This window comes from Streptomyces sp. NPDC001668, assembly GCF_042893155.1.
In the GTDB taxonomy this organism is placed as follows: Bacteria; Actinomycetota; Actinomycetes; order Streptomycetales; family Streptomycetaceae; genus Streptomyces.
This window is the reverse complement of record NZ_JBIAUQ010000003.1, coordinates 156,765-176,514: the sequence shown is the minus strand read 5'-3', so window position 1 is coordinate 176,514 and position 19,750 is coordinate 156,765. Positions and strand designations below refer to the sequence as shown.

Genomic DNA, 19,750 nt, shown 5'->3' with positions numbered 1-19,750 from the left:
CGACATGGGAACGAAGACAGCTGACGAGACCGGCGCCGAGACGGGCGCCGAGGCCACGACCGAAGAGAAGAAGGAGAGCGTCGCCACGACCGACGAGGTGACGGAGGCGGAGGCCACCCCGGCCGACGAGACCGCTGCCGACGAGATCGACGACGAGGACGACCTGTCCGAGGCCGCCCCGGAGCAGGGCCCCACCGGCGTAGGCCAGGGCGCGGGCGCCGTCGTCTCCGCGGCACTCGGCTTCGTCTCGCTGACCGGCAGCTGGATCGGCACCTTGGCCGCTCAGAAGGAGAGCCTTCTGAGCCAGATGCACAACTCCCAGACGTCGAACGTCGACACCCTGCTGAAGGAGGGCTACGGCGACGTCTGGAACACCCAGGCCGTCTACGCCGGCATCTTCGCCCTCGTCGCCCTGCTCGTCGGCGTGTTCGTGCTGATCCGGCCCGCCTTCGGGGCGCCCGGCAAGCCGCAGGCCGGCTGGATCAAGTCGGTTTCCTGGGCGGGCGTCTCGCTCGGTGTCATCGGGCTGCTGATCGCCGTCCTCAAGTACGTCGATGTGCTGGTCAGCGTGCCGTCGGCCGGTTGAGTAACCGCAGAACCCAAGGGGTCTCAGGACATCCGTAGGTACCTTACGGAGCCCCTGAGGCCCCTCCTGCGCGTCTAAGGCCCCCGCGGGCCCCGAAGATGCGGAACTCTCCCGATGTGGCGGACCCGCCTCGGAGACGAAGGTAGAGGCATCGCGGAAAGCGAAGCCCGAAACCGACTCCGACAAGGACGACGCCATGTATCCCGAGTACGAGATCTCCCAGTACCGCTCCACCGAACTCATCCGCCAGGCCGAGCACGAGCGGCTCGTCCGCGAGACCCTGCGCGGCCGCCGCGCCGCCCGTCGCGAAGCCGCCGAACGCACCGCGGAGACCGACTCGCATACCGGCCGCCCCCGGCGGCACCGGTTCCTGCGCACGGCGTGAGCGCCGGGGGGAGGGAGGACGGCCGTACGGCTCTGCCCGTCCCCGCGGTCACCACCGCGGCCGTCCTCCCCGTGACCGGGGCGAGTGGAGAGCCCGGGCCCGCCCCGAAAACGAGTGCCGTCCTGTCGGACCCGCGTGTCATGCTCGGGCCCGTGGAGACCAGGTCCGTCAGTCCCGTGTTCGTCGGCCGAGCCGAAGAGCTGAACAGCCTGAACGAAGCGCTCTCCCGCGCCGCCGCGGGAGAGCCGCAGGCGTTGCTGCTCGGTGGTGAGGCCGGCGTCGGCAAGACCCGGCTCGTCGAGGAGTTCGCCACCGCCGCCTGCCGGCAGGGCGCGGTCGTCGCCCTCGGCGGCTGCGTCGAGATCGGCGCCGACGGACTGCCCTTCGCACCCTTCTCCACCGCCCTGCGCGCCCTGCGCCGCGCCCTGCCCGACGAACTGGCCGTCGCGGCCGCGGGCCAGGAGGAGGAACTGGCCAGGCTGCTGCCCGAGGTCGGCGAGGCGCACCCCGCCCGCGGGACCGGCCGGCACGACGAGGAGAGCCTGGCCCGCCTCTTCGAACTCACCGCCCGCCTCCTGGAGCGCGTCGCCGCCGACCGCACCGTCGTCGTCGCCCTGGAGGACCTCCACTGGGCCGACGCCTCCACCCGCCACCTCCTGGCCTACCTCTTCCGCACCCTGCGCACCGGCCGCCTGGTCGTCCTCGCCACCTACCGCTCCGACGACATCCACCGCCGCCACCCGCTGCGCCCCCTGCTCGCCGAACTCGACAGGCTGCGCACCGTCCGCCGCATCGAACTCGGCCGCTTCAACCGGGACGAGGTCAGCCGCCAGATAGCCGGCATCCTCGCCACCGAACCGAACCCCGCCCAGGTCGACGCCATCTTCGAACGCTCCGACGGCAACGCCTTCTTCGTCGAGGAACTCGCCGTCTGCGCCACCGAGGGCTGCGGCACCGGCCTCACCGACTCGCTCCGCGACCTCCTCCTGGTCCGCGTCGAGGGGCTGCCCGAGAGCACCCAGCGGGTCGCCCGGGTCGCCGCCGAGGGCGGCTCCACCGTGGAGTACCGGCTGCTCGCCGCCGTCACCCGGCTCGCCGAGGACGACCTCATCGAAGCGCTGCGGGTCGCCGTCAACGCCAACATCCTCATCCCGGCGCCCGACGGTGACGGCTACCGCTTCCGGCACTCCCTGGTCCGCGAGGCCGTCGCCGACGACCTGCTGCCGGGCGAACGCTCCCGCCTCAACCGCCGCTACGCCGAAGCCCTGGAGGCCGACCCCACGCTCGTCCCGGCCGACGAACGGGTCATGCGGCTGGCCAGCTACTGGTACCACGCCCACGACGCCGCCAAGGCCCTGCCCGCCGTCCTCGACGCCTCCGTGACCGCCCGCCGCCGGCACGCCTACTCCGAGCAACTCCGGCTCCTGGAACGCGCGATGGAGCTGTGGGACACCGCCCCCGAGGACGTCAGGGCCGCCCTGCGCCCGGTCGACTACACCGAGGTCTACCCTCCGTCACTGTCTGAACGACGTGGGGGGACCCCCAGCGGCTGCGACCCGGCCACCACCCCGCTGCGCTACCTCGACCTGATGGCCGAGGCCGCCGTCGCCGGCCGGCTGGGCGGGGAACGCGAACGCGCCCTGAAGATCACCAAGCGCGCGCTGAACATCCTGGAGGACGACGAGGACCCCCTGCGCGCGGCCTGGTTCTGGGTCCAGCGCTCCCATCTCGTCCAGGGGCTGGCCCGCGGCGACGGCTGGACCGAGCTGGCCACCGCGGAGGACCTGGTCCGCGGTCTGCCCCCGTCCGAGGTGCACGCCGAGGTGCTGGCCGACGTGGCCCACTGGTCCATGATCCATATCCCCGGCCCCGACGCGATCTCGGCCGCCGAGCGCGCCGTGGAGTACGCCCGCATGGTGGGGGCCCACGAGATCGAGATGAACGCCCGCCTCACCCACGCGGGCCTGTTCGTCGAGTCCGGTGGCGTCGACAGCGGACTCGACGAGATGGTCGAGATCCTGCGGCAGACACTCCAGGACGGTGTCTCCGCCGTCGCCAGCCGGGTCTACGTGAATCTGCCGAACGCCCTCGAAGCCATCGGGCGTTCCCGGGAAGCCGTGTCCGTCCTGGAAGAAGGCATCGACTACGCCCGGAAGTTCGGCCTGTCCGACAAGGAGGCGTGGATCTGGGGCAACCTCGCCGAATCCCTCTGCTCCCTGGGGCACTGGGACCGGGCCGCGGAAGCCGCCACCAAGGCCGAACTCGTCGGCCAGAGCGCCAAAGCCCGCGGCTTCCACGCCGCCACCCGCTCCCAACTCGCCCTCGCCCGCGGCGAACTGACCGAGGCAGCACGTCAACTCACCGCAGCCCGCGCCCACTTCGGCCCGTACGACCTGGCTCCGCAACACGACCTCCCCCTCCGTGAACTGGCCATCGGCATCGCCGCCGCCGAAGGCCGCCTCCTGGACGCCCGCGCCGAACTCGAACGCGTCCTGGACGCCGGCTTCCCGCCCGGCACCCAGCGCTACGCCTGGCCCCTGCTCCTCGCCGCCGCCGCCATGGAGGCCGACAGCCTCGGTCTGCCCGTCGCCGAACAGGACCGCACGAAGATCCTGGACCGCATCCGGGAGGCCGCCAGGCCCCTCGCCGCCAACGCGCCGGTCTGGCTGGCCCACGACCGCTGGCTGCGCGCCGAACTGCTGCGCGCCGAGAGCGCCGACACCCCCGACCACTGGTGCGAGGCCCTCACCGCCTTCGAGCCCCTGGAACGCCCCTACGCCCTCGCCCGCGTCCGCCACCGGCTCGCCCAGGCCCTCCTGTCGGCACCCGGCGCCACCGAGCAGTCCGAACGGGACCGGGCCACCGAACTCCTGCGCCTGGCTCACGCCGCGGCCGACCACCTCGGCGCCCGGCCCCTGGCCGACGCGGTCACCCTCCTCGCCCAGCGCGCCCGCCTCACCCTGACCGCGGCCCCCGCGCCCCACCGCGGCGACCCGGTCCGCTCGCTGGGTCTCACCGGCCGCGAGCGCGACGTCCTGCGCCTGGTCGCCCTCGGCCGCACCAACCGGCAGATCGCCGAGGAACTGTTCATCTCCCCGAAGACGGCCAGCGTCCACGTCTCCAACATCCTCGCCAAGCTCGGCGTCTCCGGAAGGGGAGCAGCGGCGGCGGTGGCGCACCGGCGGGGGCTGTTCCCGGCGGAGGCTCTCCACGCGCCGGTCACAGAGTGAGGCGTACGGTGTAGGGAACCGGCAGGGAGGCCGCATGTTCAACATGTTCGAGGAACTGTTCGCGCCCGGCCGCAAGCACAGCCATGACGAGCAGAAGCGGCTCGAACTGACCCGTGAGGACGTCGGCGACGGCGACCCGGGACGCGGACCGATAGATCTCACGTCCGGAAAGGTCGTCGTCCGCCGGCCCAGGCCGGACGAGGGCGGCGGCGAGAACTCGGGCTCGGGCTCGGACTCGGACTCGGGCGAGCGTCCGGCTAGCTGACCTGTAGCTCCAGGATCCTGTCGTCCCCCGCCTTGGGGCTGCCCCGGCCGTCGGTGTTGCTGGTGACGAGCCACAGCTTGTCCCCGCCCGCGGAGACCACTGTGCGCAGCCGGCCGTACTCGCCCTTCAGGAACGCCTGCGGGTCGGCCGAGGCCGCCGTGCCCTTCAACGGGACGCGCCACAGGCGCTGACCCTTCAGACCGGCCATCCAGAGGGAGCCCTCGGCGTAGGCGAGACCGCTGGGGGAGGCGTCGTCGGTGTGCCACTGCGCTATCGGATTGTGGAACCTCTTGTCGTCCGACTTGCCCTCGACGGTCGGCCAGCCGTAGTTGTCGCCCGGCTTGATCGCGTTCAGCTCGTCCCAGGTGTCCTGGCCGAACTCCGAGGCGAACAGCCGCTGTTCGGGGTCCCAGGCGAGGCCCTGCACATTGCGGTGGCCGTAGGAATACATGGGGGAGTCCGGGAACGGGTCGCCCGGCGCCGGGTCGCCCTCCGGGGTCAGGCGCAGGATCTTGCCGCCCAGGGACTCACGGTCCTGGGACAGGCCGGTGTTGCCGCTCTCACCCGTGCCCGCGTACAGCATGCCGTCCGGGCCGAACGCGATCCGGCCGCCGTTGTGGATGAAGCCCTTCGGGATGCCCTTGAAGACGGTGTCGGGGGCGCCCAACTGCTCGCCGGACGCTTTCCGCTCGTCGTAGACCATCCGCACGACGCGGTTGTCCGAGTCGGAGGTGAAGTAGGCGTAGACCATGTGGTCCGACGCGTAGTCCGGGGACAGGGCGATGCCCAGGAGGCCGCCCTCGCCGGCCGCGGACACCCCGGAGACCCGGCCCAGCTCCGTCTTCTTGCCCGACTGCCCGTCGACCCGGGTGATCGTGCCCTCGTCCCGTGAGGAGACGAGCAGGTCGCCGTCCGGGAGCGGGGCGAGGCCCCAGGGGGTCTTCAGACCCTGGGCGACCGTACGCACCACCTTCACGGAGCCCTTCGCCGGCGGGGTCGCCTCCGCGGCCTGCCGGGTGGGGGAGGACCCCGGGGCCGCAGTGCTCGATGAGGCGCTGTCGCCGCCGCCCGGCGGGCCGTCCCCACCTCCGCCGTCGGAGGAGCAGCCGGCCGTCAGCAGGAGCGTGGTCGCGGCCAGCACGGCCGTCACAGCTCGACGATGCACGATCATGGTCCCTTCGCAGCGGCGGGTTCTACCTGTCATACACCGCTCGCGCCTCACAGGTTCCCGATCTCCGGGACCCGATGCGCACACCCGCTCCCGCGGGCCTCGCGGTGCGTGTGCGCGCCGGTGTGCCGGCGGCGGGCTTGCTGTCCGCGGCCGGTCGGCGCGCCGCTGGGGTCTGGGGTGCGTGCCGGGGGCGGGCCCGCTCATCCCATGCAGGTTTGTTGATCTGCGGCCGTCCCTGGTCGGGCAGGCCGGTGGTTCACGCGCCGTGCGTGGCGGGCAGGCTCGCGGGGGCTGCGGCGTGCGCCGGGGGCGGCCGAAGGCTCAACGCCCCTGCCCAGCCTCGGGCTTGCCGGTCCCGGCCCCCTGCTCAGCCGCAGGCCTGCCGGTCCGTGGCCCCGGCTTCCGTGGAACCGCTAGTCCCAGGACCCCTGCGCCGCCGGCAGTTCCGCCACCTCCGTGAGGTCCTGTGCAGTGAGGCGCAGGGTGGCTGCCGTCGCGTTCTCGGTCACCCAGCGCTCCTGTTTGGTGCCCGGTACCGGGACCACGTGGCCGCCCTGCGCCAGGACCCAGGCCAGTGCCACCTGGGCCGGGGTGACGGCGTCCCCGTGGCGGGCCGCGATGCGGCGCAGGCCGGAGACGATCGGCTGGTTCGCGGCCATCATCTCGGCGGTGAAGCGGGGATGGCGGGCACGGACGTCATCCGGTTCGAAGCCCTCGCCCGGGGTGAGGGTGCCGGTCAGGAAGCCGTTGCCGAGCGGCATCGCCGCCAGGAAGCCGATGCCACGCGCGGCGCACCACGGCACCAGCGTCTCCAGAGCCTCCGGCGACCACACCGACAGCTCCGCCTGCACCGCACTGACCGGGAAGACCTGCTGGACCCGCCGCAACTGCCGGATCGTCGCGTCGTACAGCCGGGTCCCGGAGCGGCGCCCGCCCCGCGCCCCCATCGCGCACAGCCCCAACGACCGTACCTTTCCCGCCTGTACGAGCTCCGCCATCGCGCCCCAGGTCTCCTCGACCGGGACCTCGGGGTCCTCGCGGTGCAGCTGGTAGAGGTCGATCACATCGGTCTGGAGCCGCCGGAGGGACGCGTCGCAGGCCCGTCTCACATAGCCGGGGCGGCCGTTGGCCACGATGTGCTGCTCGCCCACCAGCAGACCGACCTTGGTCGACACGAACGCGTCCTCGCGCCGCTCCTTCAACACCCGCCCCAACAGCAGCTCGTTGGTGAACGGGCCGTACATGTCGGCCGTGTCCAGCAGCGTCGAGCCCAGATCGAGCGCCCGGTGCACGGCCCTGACCGACTCGTCGCCCCGTTGCCGCGAACCGCTGTAGGCCCAGCTCATCGGCATGCACCCGAGTCCGACGGCTCCCACCGCGAGCGCCGCCGCGCCGATCGTCCTGCGCTCCACCTGCTCGTGACCCTCCCTCTTCCGGCCCCCAACCTAACCTCTGGGCTCCCGGGCGCCTGACATAGCCTCCAGGCATGACTGCTGACGTGTGGCTCCCCATCCCGCCGGACGAGATCACCGGGCTCCCCGAAGGGCCCAATTACCTGTTCTGGGACGGGGGTGACGACGGCGACCAGGAGTACCCCGGCGATCCCGCGGACTGCGAGATCTACGTCGTGCCGTACATGAAGCGGCAGCCGGTCAAGGTCCGGCCGCTGCCGCAGATGCGGAGCCTCAAGCTGGTCCAGACGCTCACGGCCGGGGTCGACGACGTCCTGGCGCGTTTGTCGGACATCGTGCCGGGAGTGGTGCTGTGCAACGCGCGCGGTGTCCACGAGGCGAGCACCGCCGAGCTCGCGCTCACGCTGACACTGGCCTCGCTGCGCGGCATCCCCCAGTTCGTCCGCGCCCAGCAACAGGAGCTCTGGCAGGGCGCGTTCCGCCCCGCCCTCGCCGACAAGAGCGTCCTCATCGTCGGCTACGGCTCCATCGGTGCCGCCATCGAGGACCGGCTCGTACCCTTCGAGGTCGCGCGGGTGGTGCGCGTCGCGCGCTCCGCGCGCACCACGGAGCGCGGCCCCGTGCACCCGCTCGCCGAACTCCCCGCCCTGCTCCCCGAGGCGGACGTCGTCATCCTCTCCACCCCGCTGAACGACACCACCCGCGGCCTGGTGAACGCGGAGTTCCTGTCCCGTATGAAGGACGGCGCCCTGCTGGTCAACGTCGCCCGAGGGCCGGTCGTCGACACCAAGGCCCTGCTCGCCGAACTGGAGACCGGCCGCATCACCGCCGCCCTCGACGTCACCGATCCCGAGCCGCTGCCCCAGGGTCACCCCTTGTGGCAGGCGCCGGGCGTACTCATCAGTCCCCATGTGGGTGGACCCACGTCCGCGTTCATGCCGCGCGCCAAGCGCCTGTTGGCGGACCAGTTGAACCGTTATGTGAACCAGGAGCCGCTGCGCAACGTGATCCTTACGACGGGACCAGACGGCGCGTGACGCGTACGAAGCGCGCTGCCGGGCGCGGGCGCGCAACAGGCGTGTAATCCGTTTCCGGTACCCTCCGCAATCTTTCGGACGCGGTCCGTACCCGCATCGCCGCTGGTCGTCACGGAGCGTAGAGGAACTATGTCCCTGAGTGACGAGACTGGTGTATCGTCCCGACAGGGGCTGCGCCGCGCACCGTTCGGCGCCGGGGATGGACATTGCAGACTGTGAGGGGGGCGACGGGCGATGCACGGCCTATGGACCAACGATCCGACGCGGCGGGGCCGCCGGCTCCGACCCTGGCACACAGCCGCGCGCAGACGCGGCCACCACGCCGGTCACGGCGGTCACCACAGCCATCATCACCGCAGGCACAACAGCCGCAGGAGGCATGCGCACCCGGCGCACCCGGACCCCCGGGACCCCGGAGCGGCGCGGACCGGGAGGACCCGGTGAGCTCGCCCCCGTCTCCCACGACCACGCTCGACGGAGCGCTGCGGGCCCGGCCCGCACGGGGGGCGCTGCTGCCCTCCCGGCCGCCGGCCTCCCGTGGCCGGCCGAACCTGGTCCACCAACTCGTCCTCGCCCTGGTGTGCGCGGGATACGCCGTCGGTTCCGCGTTCGGCTGGGGCACCCGCGAAGCCGCCCTGATCATGGGTGACTTCGGGCTGAGCGCCGCGGCGGGCACCGCCGCCGTGTCGTGCTTCGTCTACGCCCGCAACCGCCGGGTCCGCTTTCGACCCGCGTGGCTGCTCTTCGCGTTGTCCTCGACGATGGCGTCGCTCGGCAACCTGATCTGGGGGTGGTACGAGGTCGTCCTGGGCCGGGACGTCCCCGACCCGAGCTACGCCGACCTGTTCTTCCTGTGCTTCGCGCCGCCCGCCATCGTGGGCCTGCTGGTCCTCGCCAAGCGGCCGGTGACGAAGGCGGGCTGGGTCTGCCTGGGCCTCGACGCCTGGCTGATCGGCGGTTCGCTGCTGACGCTCGCGTGGAGCCTCGCCCTCGCCCAGGCGGCGAAGTCCGAGGGGCCGAGCGTCGCGCACACCGCGCTGTCCCTGGCGTACCCGCTCCTTGACATCGCCCTCGTCAGCATGGTCCTCGCACTGCACTTCCGGCGCTCGGCGGTCAACCGCACCGCGGTGAACACCGCGATCGGCGCGCTCGCCCTGACCGTGATGTGCGACGCCCTGTTCACCTCGCCGCTGCTGCACAACAACTACCGCTCCGGCCAGTTGCTGGACGCCGGCTGGTTCGCCGGCTCCCTGCTCCTCGCCTACGCCCCCTGGGCCGCGCCCCGGCAGCCGGACGCCGACCGGCAGCGACCGGCAGGGCAGACGCGTGTGGTGCACGAACACCTGCCCAGGCAGCGCTTCGGGATCCAGCACCACCCGTCCGCGCAGGGGGCGCAGGGCGGTGACCACGGCCGGTATCCGGTCACCCGCCCCATCACCGGGTCGCTGGCCGCGCTCACCCCGTATCTCGCCGCCGCCGTCTGCACCCTGGGGATCCTCTACAACGTCCTCAACGGCCGCAGCGTGGACCGCGTGGTGCTCCTCACCGGCGGCACCGTGGTGCTCGCCCTCGTGGTGCGCCAGGGCATCATGCTGCTCGACAACATCACCCTCACCCAGGAACTCGCGCAGAAGGAGAACCACTTCCGCTCCCTGGTGCAGGGCTCCAGCGACGTCATCATGATCGCCGCGCCCAACGGCATCCTCCGCTACGTCTCCCCGGCCGCCGCCGGGGTCTACGGACGCCCCGCCGAAGACCTCGTGGGCACGGAACTGGCCGGTCTCATCCACCCGGAGGACCTGGGCTGCGTGGTGCACGAGGTGCGCCGCTTCCTCGCCGCCAACCCGCTCGAAGAACCCACCACCCGCATCGAGTGCCGCTTCCGGTCCGGCGACGGCGGCTGGCTCAACGTCGAGTCCACCGTCAACCGCCATCACGGCGGCCTCATCTTCAACAGCCGGGACGTGACCGAGAGAGTGCGCCTGCAGGCGCAGCTCCAGCACAACGCGGAGCACGACCCGCTGACCGACCTGCCCAACCGCGCCCTGTTCACCCGGCGCGTCCAGCAGGCCCTGTCCGGCCGCCGCTCCTCCGACCGCGGCACGGCCGTCCTCTTCATCGACCTGGACGGCTTCAAGGCCGTCAACGACACGATCGGGCACCAGGCCGGGGACGAACTGCTCGTCCAGGCCGCCCGCAGACTGCAGGACGCGGTCCGGTACGGGGACACCGCCTCCCGGCTCGGCGGGGACGAGTTCGCCGCGCTGATCGTCGGGGACGGCACCCGGGACCGTACCGCGCGCGAGGGCAACATCCTGGAGCTCGCCGACCGCCTCAGGGTCACGCTCTCGCAGCCGTACCTCATCGACGGCAACGATGTCCGGGTCGCCGCCTCCATCGGCGTCGCCTTCGCCGAGCCCGGCCTCGGAGCGGGCGAGATCCTGCGCAACGCGGACCTCGCGATGTACCGCGCCAAGGCGGGCGGCAAGGGCCGGGTCGAGCTGTACGCGCCCCAGATGCAGCAGGACGTCGTACGCAAGGCGGAACTGGCCACACGCCTGCGTGCCGCGCTGCACGACGGCGAGTTCGCCCTGCTGCACCAGCCCGTCGTCCGTCTGGACGACGGCCGGATCACCTCGGTCTCCGCCCAGGCGCGCTGGCGTTCCTCCCAGGGGGTGCTGTTCACGCCCGCCGAGTTCCTGCGCGTGGCCGAGGACAGCGACCGGACACAGGAGCTGGGCCGCTGGATCCTGGAGGAGGCGGTGGAGCAGGCCGCCGAGCGGGCGGTGAACGGGCTGACCGTGCCCGTGGCCGTCCGGATGAGTGCCCAGCGGCTGCTGGACCGCTCGCTGCCCCTGGGGTCCGTCGAGGCACTGCTGACCCGGCACGGGCTGCCGTCGGGCTCCCTGGTCATCGAGCTCTCCGACGCGGACCCCCGGGTCTCCCTGGACGAGCTGGAGCGCCGGCTGACCGCGATCCGGCGCCTCGGGGTCCGCATCGCCCTGGACGGCTTCGGCAGCGGCTACGCGGCGATCACCGCGCTGCGCAAACTCCCCGTGGACGTCCTGAAGCTCGACCGCAGCCTGGTCGAGGGCGTCGTGGAGTCCGCCCGGCTGCACAAGATCACCAACGGGCTGCTCCGTATCGCCGGAGACCTCGGACTCCAGTCCGTGGCCGACGGCGTGGACCTTCCCGAACAGGTGGTCGCCCTGCGCGCGATGGGCTGTACGCACGGGCAGGGCATGGCGTTCTCGGGGCCGCTGGACGAGTACCGGCTGCGCAGGGCGCTGGCCTCGGGGCACTATCCGGTGCCGCACGGCCCCGCGGAGCCCGCGTTCGCGGGGGGCGGTTCGGGGGTGTACACCGGAAGCATGACGGCGGTCCTCGGTGGTGGGACGACCCTCCGCTCACATAATGAGACTCCCGTCCCACCCACTTGACAGTGGGTGCGTGCCGGGGGGAGGGTCAGTCTCATGCGCACCCGAATTCTCGTACTTGGAAAGCGCGTCGGCTGACGCTGAGCCACTGACCGCTCAGCGATCCCCACCCGGCGCGCTCCCCTCGCTTGCCTTACGGCACGAGGGGTTTTTTGTTGCCCAGCCTCCCCACCCCAGCTTCACACCCTCAGCATCGAGAAGAGAATGACGATGACCGAGCAGGCCACCGGGGCCCATCCGCAGCCGCGGCCCCGATCCGGAGGACAGCAGTCCGCCCCCGAGCACGTCACGGGCGCGCAGTCCCTCATCCGCTCTCTCGAGGAGGTCGGCGCCGAGACGGTATTCGGTATCCCCGGCGGTGCCATCCTTCCGGCGTACGACCCGCTGATGGACTCCACCCGGGTGCGGCACGTCCTGGTCCGTCATGAGCAGGGCGCGGGGCACGCGGCCACCGGATACGCGCAGGCCACCGGCAAGGTCGGCGTCTGCATGGCGACCTCGGGACCCGGTGCCACCAACCTGGTCACCCCGATCGCGGACGCCCACATGGACTCGGTGCCGCTCGTGGCGATCACCGGGCAGGTGGCCTCCAAGGCGATCGGCACGGACGCCTTCCAGGAGGCGGACATCGTCGGCATCACCATGCCCATCACCAAGCACAACTTCCTCGTCACCAAGGCCGAGGACATCCCACGGGTCATCGCCCAGGCCTTCCACATCGCCTCCACCGGCCGTCCGGGCCCGGTCCTGGTCGACATCGCCAAGGACGCGCTCCAGGCGAAGACGACGTTCTCCTGGCCGCCCGTCATGGACCTGCCCGGCTACCGCCCGGTGACCAAGCCGCACGCCAAGCAGATCCGCGAGGGCGCCAAGCTGATCACCCAGGCGAAGCGGCCCGTCCTCTACGTCGGCGGCGGAGTCATCAAGTCCGGCGCCACCGCCGAGCTGAAGGTCCTCGCGGAACTCACCGGAGCCCCCGTCACCACCACCCTGATGGGGCTCGGCGCATTCCCCGACAGCCACCCGCTGCACGTGGGAATGCCGGGCATGCACGGTTCGGTCACCGCCGTCACCGCGCTGCAGAAGGCCGACCTGATCGTCGCCCTCGGTACCCGATTCGACGACCGCGTCACCGGCAAGCTGGACAGCTTCGCCCCGCACGCCAAGATCGTCCACGCCGACATCGACCCGGCCGAGATCGGCAAGAACCGCGCCGCCGACGTGCCGATCGTCGGTGACGCCCGCGAGGTCATCGCCGACCTGGTCCAGGCCGTCCAGAAGGAGCACAGCGAGGGCCACCAGGGCGACTACAGCGCCTGGTGGAAGGACCTGAACCGCTGGCGCGAGACCTACCCGCTCGGCTACGACCTGCCCGCCGACGGCTCGCTCTCCCCGCAGCAGGTCATCGAGCGGATCGGACAGCTCGCCCCCGAGGGCACGATCTTCGCGGCGGGCGTCGGCCAGCACCAGATGTGGTCCGCGCACTTCATCCAGTACGAGAAGCCCGCCACCTGGCTGAACTCCGGCGGCGCCGGAACCATGGGCTACGCGGTCCCGGCCGCCATGGGCGCCAAGGCCGGCATGCCGGGCAACACCGTCTGGGCGATCGACGGCGACGGCTGCTTCCAGATGACCAACCAGGAACTGACCACCTGCGCCCTGAACAACATCCCGATCAAGGTCGCCATCATCAACAACGGCGCCCTCGGGATGGTCCGCCAGTGGCAGACCCTCTTCTACAACCAGCGCTACTCCAACACCGTGCTGCACAGCGGCCCCGAGGACATCAACCCGGACGCCAAGGGCACGCGCGTGCCGGACTTCGTGAAGCTGTCCGAGGCGATGGGCTGCGTGGGTCTGCGCTGCGAGCGCCCGGAGGACCTGGACAAGGTCATCGCGGAGGCCAACTCCATCAACGACCGCCCCGTCGTCGTGGACTTCATCGTCCACGAGGACGCGATGGTGTGGCCGATGGTCGCCGCCGGCACCTCCAACGACGAGATCATGGCCGCCCGGGACGTCCGCCCCGACTTCGGCGACAACGAAGACGACTGAGAGCCGTAAAGGAAGCAGATCATGTCCAAGCACACGCTCTCCGTCCTGGTGGAGAACACCCCGGGCATCCTCGCCCGGATCGCCGCCCTCTTCTCCCGCCGCGGGTTCAACATCGACTCGCTCGCGGTCGGTGTCACCGAGCACCCCGAGATCTCCCGGATCACCATCGTGGTGACCGTGGTCGAGGAACTGCCGCTGGAGCAGGTGACCAAGCAGCTCAACAAGCTCGTCAACGTGCTGAAGATCGTCGAACTGGAACCCGGCTCGGCCGTTCAGCGGGAACTCGTTCTGGTGAAGGTGCGCGCCGACAACGAGACGCGCTCCCAGATCGTCGAGATCGTCCAGCTGTTCCGCGCCAAGACCGTCGACGTCTCCCCGGAGGCCGTCACCATCGAGGCCACCGGCTCCAGCGACAAGCTGTCCGCCATGCTCAAGATGCTGGAGCCCTTCGGCATCAAGGAGCTGGTCCAGTCCGGCACCATCGCGATCGGCCGCGGCGCCCGTTCGATCACGGACCGCTCGCTGCGCGCACTCGACCGCAGCGCCTGACACCGGGTGCGGGCGGCCCGGGCCGCCCGTATACCGAGACCCCGAAACTTCATCTCAGCCCGCCGTCATACGGTGGGACGCAACACCTGCACACAAGGAGAGAACCCAAAGTGGCCGAGCTGTTCTACGACGCCGACGCCGACCTGTCCATCATCCAGGGCCGCAAGGTCGCGGTCATCGGTTACGGCAGCCAGGGCCACGCCCACGCGCTGTCGCTCCGTGACTCGGGTGTCGACGTGCGTGTCGGTCTGCACGAGGGCTCCAAGTCCAAGGCCAAGGCCGAGGAGCAGGGCCTGCGCGTGGTGACGCCGTCCGAGGCCGCCGCCGAGGCCGACGTCATCATGATCCTGGTCCCGGACCCGATCCAGGCCCAGGTCTACGAGGAGTCCATCAAGGACAACCTGAACGACGGCGACGCGCTGTTCTTCGGCCACGGCCTGAACATCCGCTTCGACTTCATCAAGCCGCCGGCGGGCGTCGACGTCTGCATGGTCGCCCCCAAGGGCCCGGGCCACCTGGTCCGCCGCCAGTACGAGGAGGGCCGCGGCGTTCCGTGTATCGCGGCCGTCGAGCAGGACGCGTCGGGCAACGCCTTCGCGCTCGCGCTGTCGTACGCCAAGGGCATCGGCGGCACCCGCGCGGGCGTCATCAAGACCACCTTCACCGAGGAGACCGAGACCGACCTCTTCGGTGAGCAGGCCGTTCTCTGCGGTGGTACGGCCGCGCTGGTCAAGGCCGGTTTCGAGACGCTGACCGAGGCCGGCTACCAGCCGGAGATCGCGTACTTCGAGTGCCTGCACGAGCTGAAGCTCATCGTCGACCTCATGTACGAGGGCGGCCTGGAGAAGATGCGCTGGTCGATCTCCGAGACCGCCGAGTGGGGCGACTACGTCACCGGCCCGCGGATCATCACCGACGCCACCAAGGCCGAGATGAAGAAGGTCCTCGCCGAGATCCAGGACGGCACCTTCGCCCGTGAGTGGATGGCCGAGTACCACGGCGGCCTGAAGAAGTACAACGAGTACAAGCAGCAGGACTCCGAGCACCTCCTTGAGACCACCGGCAAGCAGCTGCGCAAGCTGATGAGCTGGGTCGACGAGGAGGCGTAAGCCTCAGGCCACGGGGCCGGAGCGGACAGCTCCGGCCCCGTTGTCCAACCCGTCGCAGCACGGACGGGTGATCCTTCCGCAGAGGCGTAAGACGACCCCTGCCGCGCCACTACACTGGCGCACAACATACGCGTCAGGCCCACAGCGTCGTGCGTCTTCCACGCGGCCAGTACCCTCCACCGCCTGCGGCCGTCGGGACGGCCGTCCGCACGCAATGGACTTGTGAGGACTCACGTGAGCTCGAAACCCGTCGTACTCATCGCTGAAGAGCTGTCGCCCGCGACCGTGGACGCGCTTGGCCCGGACTTCGAGATCCGGCACTGCAACGGAGCGGACCGAGCCGAACTGCTCCCCGCCATCGCCGACGTCGACGCGATCCTGATCCGCTCCGCCACCAAGGTGGACGCCGAGGCCATCGCCGCCGCGAACAAGCTGAAGGTCGTCGCACGAGCCGGCGTCGGCCTGGACAACGTGGACGTCTCCGCCGCCACCAAGGCCGGCGTGATGGTCGTCAACGCCCCCACCTCCAACATCGTGACCGCCGCCGAGCTCGCCTGCGGGCTCATCGTCGCCACCGCCCGCCACATCCCGCAGGCCAACGCCGCGCTGAAGAACGGCGAGTGGAAGCGCAGCAAGTACACGGGCGTGGAGCTGGCCGAGAAGACCCTCGGTGTCGTGGGTCTGGGCCGGATCGGTGCGCTGGTCGCCCAGCGCATGTCCGGCTTCGGCATGAAGGTCGTCGCGTACGACCCCTACATCCAGCCCGCCCGCGCCGCCCAGATGGGCGTCAAGGTGCTGTCGCTGGACGAGCTGCTCGAGGTCTCCGACTTCATCACCGTCCACCTGCCCAAGACCCCCGAGACCGTGGGTCTCATCGGCGACGAGGCGCTGCGCAAGGTCAAGCCGAGCGTGCGGATCGTCAACGCGGCGCGTGGCGGGATCGTCGACGAGGAGGCGCTGTACTCCGCCCTCAAGGAGGGCCGGGTCGCCGGTGCCGGGCTCGACGTGTACGCGAAGGAGCCCTGCACGGACTCCCCGCTGTTCGAGTTCGACCAGGTCGTCGCCACCCCGCACCTCGGTGCCTCCACCGACGAGGCCCAGGAGAAGGCCGGTATCGCGGTCGCCCGCTCCGTGCGCCTCGCGCTCGCCGGTGAGCTGGTGCCCGACGCGGTGAACGTCCAGGGCGGTGTCATCGCCGAGGACGTCAAGCCGGGCCTGCCGCTCGCCGAGCGCCTCGGCCGCATCTTCACCGCGCTCGCCGGTGAGGTCGCGGTCCGCCTCGACGTCGAGGTGTACGGCGAGATCACCCAGCACGACGTGAAGGTGCTGGAGCTGTCCGCCCTCAAGGGTGTCTTCGAGGACGTCGTCGCCGAGACGGTGTCGTACGTCAACGCCCCGCTGTTCGCGCAGGAGCGCGGTGTCGAGGTGCGGTTGACGACCAGCTCCGAGTCGGCCGACCACCGCAACGTGGTCACCGTGCGCGGCACGCTCGGCAGCGGCGAGGAGGTGTCGGTCTCCGGCACGCTGGCCGGGCCGAAGCACCTCCAGAAGATCGTCGCGGTCGGCGAGTACGACGTCGATCTGGCCCTCGCCGACCACATGGTCGTCCTCAAGTACGAGGACCGTCCCGGTGTCGTCGGCACGGTCGGCCGGATCTTCGGCGAGGCCGGTATCAACATCGCCGGTATGCAGGTCTCGCGGGCGATCGCCGGTGGCGAGGCGCTGGCGGTCCTCACCGTGGACGACACGGTTCCGGCCGGGGTGCTGACCGAGGTGGCCGAGGAGATCGGGGCGACGTCGGCGCGCGCGGTGAACCTGGTCTGAGGCGTCACGACAAGAGGCTGGGCGGACCGGGACTCCCGGTCCGCCCAGCCTCTTCTCATGCGAGTGACTGCTCAGATTCCGGCTCCGGTGTCTCCTTGCGCACGTCGACTCCTCGCAGCGTCACCGCCGCCAGCACCGCCGCCCCCGCGAGCAGTACCGCCCCCGCGATCGCCGCCCCCTGCATCCCGCTGGTGAACGCCTCCCTGGCCGTCGTCGCCAGGCCCGGGAAGCGGTCGGCCACCGCCAGCGCCCCGCCCAGGGTCTCGCGGGCCGCGTCCGGCGCCGAACCCGGCATCTCGTGGCGGTAGACCGCCGTACCGATGGAGCCGAGGACCGCCATCCCGAGGGCGCCGCCGAACTCCGCGCCGGTCTCCATCAGGGAGGACGCCGAGCCGGCCCGCTCCACCGGGGCGCTGCCCATCGCGAGGTCGGTGACCTGGGAGATCACGGTGACGATGCCGACGGCGAGGATGCCGCACGCGGTCAGGACCAGCCACATCGAGTCCGTGCCGCTGAAGGCCAGCAGCGCGTAGCCCACCGCGCCGATCGCGAAGCCCGCGGTGATGACGTGGGCGCGGTCGACACCCTTCTGGACCAGGGAAGTGGCGAACGGGGCCGCGGCGCCGATCGGCACCGAGGGCAGCAGCGCCCACAGGGCCGCTTCCAGCGCGCTCTTGCCGAGCACCGACTGCAGGTACTGCGTGGTGAAGTAGGCCGAGCCCATCATCGCGAACGAGGAGATGAGGTTCAGGGCGACGGACGGCCCGAAACCGCGGCCCCGGAACAGGGCCGGGGAGATCATCGGGTTCGCGGTCGTGCGCTGGCGGTGGACGAACAGAGCCGCGAAGAGCAGGCCGACGGTGATCGAGACGACGTAACGGACGTTCCAGCCGTCGGAGGGGATCTCCTTCAGGCCGTAGACGACGGGCAGCACCGCGGCCATCGACAGCGGGACGCTCAGCCGGTCGAAGCGGCCGGGCGCGGAGGCCCTGGACTCGGGCAGCAGGATCGGGCCGAGGACCAGCAGGAGCACCATCGCGGGCAGGTTGACCAGGAAGACCGAGCCCCACCAGAAGTACTCGACCAGCACACCGCTCATCACCGAGCCGAGGGCGATGCCGGCCGTCATCACGCCGGACCAGATGCCGATCGCCTTCGCGCGTTGGCCGGAGTCGGTGAACATCGTGCGCACCAGCGCCATCGTCGACGGCATCAGGGTCGCGCCGCCGATGCCGAGCACCGCGCGGGCGGCGATGAGCATCTCGGCGCTGTTCGCGTACGCCGCCGCCAGGGAAGCCGCGCTGAACGCCACCGCGCCGATCAGCAGCAGCTTGCGGCGGCCGATGCGGTCGCCCAGGGAGCCCATCGTCATCAGCAGGCCGGCCAGGACGAAGGCGTAGATGTCGAAGATCCACAGCTGCTGGGTGCCGCTCGGCTTCAGGTCGGCGCTGATCGCGGGGATCGCGAAGTAGAGGACGGAGACGTCCATCGAGACCAGGAGCAGCGGAAGCATCAGGACGCCGAGGGCGGTCCATTCGCGGCGGCCGGCCAGGGCATGGGCGGGATTCGGGTTCGTCATGCCGGTGACTATACGAGCGTCTTAAACGCTTGTCTATGACGCTTGTATAAATCGCTTGTCTAGATAGGCTGAGGGCATGGGACATCGCGAGGATCTGCTCGAAGGCGCCAAGCGCTGCCTGCTGGAGAAGGGGTTCCTGCGCACCACCGCGCGGGACATCGTCAGGGAGTCCGGGACGAACCTGGCGTCCATCGGGTATCACTACGGCTCGAAAGACGCCCTTCTGGGCCAGGCGTACATCGCGTTGGTGGAGGAGGTGCCCTTCGAGGGGGGCGACGGATTCACCGGTGCGCCCGGCTCGCTGGAGCGGTTCCGGGAGGTGTGGGCCACCATCGTCGACACCATGCGCGAGCCCGGCTCGATCTGGCGGCTCAGCCTGGAGGTCATGGGCATGGGTGACCAGCTGCCCGAGGTGCGCGACCAGTTGGTCCGTGCCCAGCGGGAGGGCGGGCGTGGTCTGGTGTCCATCCTCATGGGCGTGCCGGAGGAGGAGGTGACGGACGAGACCGCCGACACCCTCGGCCGGTTCTACCTGGCGCTGATGACCGGACTCATCGGCCAGTGGGGCTTCGACCCGAAGAGCGCGCCCGACGCGGACACCCTCACGGAGGGCCTGCGGCAGGTCATCGAGGCCGCCACGCGCGCGTGACACGGCGCCGACGCACCTCGGTCGGCGAGCAGGGTGAGGACGCCGGCCCGGACGGAGGGGGACGGCGCCGGTACCGGCTCGTCCGGCACGAGCAGCGTTGGCGTCGGCCGCTGGTCATGGCCGGGCTCAGGTGCTGGTCAGCCGCCGGATGGCGGACGCGGTGTCCGCGGTGGTGAGGGTGGGCCGGTAGTCCGGTTCCGTCCACGGCCGTCCGCCCGAGACCCAGACGCTCCGCGCCCCGACCCCCTGCGCGCCACGGATGTCCGCGCAGGGGGACGGTGCCGGTACCGGCTCGTCCGGCACGAGCAGCGTTGGCGTCGGCCGCTGGTCATGGCCGGGCTCTGGCCGGGCTCAGGTGCTGGTCACCCGCCGGATGGCGGACGCGGTGTCCGCGGTGGTGAGGGTGGGCCGGTAGTCCGGTTCCGTCCACGGCCGTCCGCCCGAGACCCAGACGCTCCGCGC

General features: G+C 71.1%; 15 protein-coding genes. 11 read left to right on the top strand and 4 right to left on the bottom strand.

From position 1 onward, the window contains the following. The first annotated feature begins 4 nt into the window (after nucleotides 1-4). The 4 genes from ACFYZ8_RS10475 to ACFYZ8_RS10460 all read left to right on the top strand — a co-directional run bounded on the left by ACFYZ8_RS10475 (nucleotide 5) and on the right by ACFYZ8_RS10460 (nucleotide 4,466). Entirely contained in the window at nucleotides 5-586 is a 582-nt protein-coding gene (locus ACFYZ8_RS10475) for a hypothetical protein (RefSeq protein ID WP_359030939.1), read from the top strand. Between the two features lie 196 nt (nucleotides 587-782). Beyond that, nucleotides 783-971, top strand: coding sequence for a hypothetical protein (locus ACFYZ8_RS10470; RefSeq protein WP_359030940.1), 189 nt, complete (start codon nucleotides 783-785; stop codon nucleotides 969-971). A gap of 140 nt (nucleotides 972-1,111) precedes the next feature. Then, a complete protein-coding gene (locus ACFYZ8_RS10465; protein ID WP_388534203.1) occupies nucleotides 1,112-4,201 on the top strand; it encodes an AAA family ATPase in 3,090 nt (1,029 codons plus the stop codon). A 34-nt stretch (nucleotides 4,202-4,235) separates the two neighbouring features. Next, complete coding sequence (locus ACFYZ8_RS10460; protein ID WP_388534200.1) at nucleotides 4,236-4,466, top strand: DUF6191 domain-containing protein; 231 nt, start codon at nucleotides 4,236-4,238, stop codon at nucleotides 4,464-4,466. Here the strand turns inward: ACFYZ8_RS10460 and ACFYZ8_RS10455 are convergent. Together ACFYZ8_RS10455 and ACFYZ8_RS10450 are read right to left on the bottom strand one after the other, a co-directional pair. Continuing rightward, a complete protein-coding gene (locus ACFYZ8_RS10455; RefSeq protein ID WP_388534197.1) occupies nucleotides 4,459-5,637 on the bottom strand; it encodes a PQQ-dependent sugar dehydrogenase in 1,179 nt (392 codons plus the stop codon). The genes ACFYZ8_RS10460 and ACFYZ8_RS10455 overlap by 8 nt on opposite strands. Before the next feature lie 413 nt (nucleotides 5,638-6,050). Then, on the bottom strand, nucleotides 6,051-7,049 hold the full coding sequence (locus ACFYZ8_RS10450; RefSeq protein ID WP_388534194.1) for an aldo/keto reductase: 999 nt from the start codon (nucleotides 7,047-7,049) through the stop codon (nucleotides 6,051-6,053). 74 nt (nucleotides 7,050-7,123) lie between these two features. Here ACFYZ8_RS10450 and ACFYZ8_RS10445 point away from each other — a divergent pair, with 74 nt between their 5' ends. The 6 genes from ACFYZ8_RS10445 to serA all read left to right on the top strand — a co-directional run bounded on the left by ACFYZ8_RS10445 (nucleotide 7,124) and on the right by serA (nucleotide 17,060). Beyond that, entirely contained in the window at nucleotides 7,124-8,086 is a 963-nt protein-coding gene (locus ACFYZ8_RS10445) for a 2-hydroxyacid dehydrogenase (RefSeq protein ID WP_388534191.1), read from the top strand. Nucleotides 8,087-8,526: 440 nt separating this feature from the next. Further along, a complete protein-coding gene (locus ACFYZ8_RS10440) occupies nucleotides 8,527-11,526 on the top strand; it encodes a putative bifunctional diguanylate cyclase/phosphodiesterase (RefSeq protein WP_389049793.1) in 3,000 nt (999 codons plus the stop codon). Between the two features lie 207 nt (nucleotides 11,527-11,733). After that, nucleotides 11,734-13,578: an acetolactate synthase large subunit gene (locus tag ACFYZ8_RS10435; RefSeq protein ID WP_359030947.1), complete on the top strand. Its 1,845-nt coding sequence runs from the start codon at nucleotides 11,734-11,736 to the stop codon at nucleotides 13,576-13,578. A gap of 21 nt (nucleotides 13,579-13,599) precedes the next feature. After that, nucleotides 13,600-14,127: an acetolactate synthase small subunit gene (ilvN, locus tag ACFYZ8_RS10430; protein WP_033526862.1), complete on the top strand. Its 528-nt coding sequence runs from the start codon at nucleotides 13,600-13,602 to the stop codon at nucleotides 14,125-14,127. 110 nt (nucleotides 14,128-14,237) lie between these two features. Next, on the top strand, nucleotides 14,238-15,236 hold the full coding sequence (gene ilvC / locus ACFYZ8_RS10425) for a ketol-acid reductoisomerase (protein ID WP_030315968.1): 999 nt from the start codon (nucleotides 14,238-14,240) through the stop codon (nucleotides 15,234-15,236). 234 nt (nucleotides 15,237-15,470) lie between these two features. Next, nucleotides 15,471-17,060 carry a phosphoglycerate dehydrogenase gene (gene serA, locus ACFYZ8_RS10420; protein WP_359030948.1) on the top strand — a complete coding sequence of 530 codons (1,590 nt, stop codon included), beginning with the start codon at nucleotides 15,471-15,473 and terminating at the stop codon, nucleotides 17,058-17,060. A 55-nt stretch (nucleotides 17,061-17,115) separates the two neighbouring features. Here the strand turns inward: serA and ACFYZ8_RS10415 are convergent, their stop codons facing one another. Continuing rightward, on the bottom strand, nucleotides 17,116-18,639 hold the full coding sequence (locus ACFYZ8_RS10415) for an MFS transporter (protein WP_388534184.1): 1,524 nt from the start codon (nucleotides 18,637-18,639) through the stop codon (nucleotides 17,116-17,118). 76 nt (nucleotides 18,640-18,715) lie between these two features. On the opposite strand from ACFYZ8_RS10415, the gene ACFYZ8_RS10410 reads away from it, so the two are divergent. Then, complete coding sequence (locus ACFYZ8_RS10410) at nucleotides 18,716-19,288, top strand: TetR/AcrR family transcriptional regulator (protein WP_359030950.1); 573 nt, start codon at nucleotides 18,716-18,718, stop codon at nucleotides 19,286-19,288. Between the two features lie 126 nt (nucleotides 19,289-19,414). Here the strand turns inward: ACFYZ8_RS10410 and ACFYZ8_RS10405 are convergent, their stop codons facing one another. Then, nucleotides 19,415-19,591, bottom strand: a complete 177-nt coding sequence (locus ACFYZ8_RS10405; RefSeq protein WP_389049791.1) for a hypothetical protein — start codon at nucleotides 19,589-19,591, stop codon at nucleotides 19,415-19,417. Nucleotides 19,592-19,750: the final 159 nt, after the last annotated feature.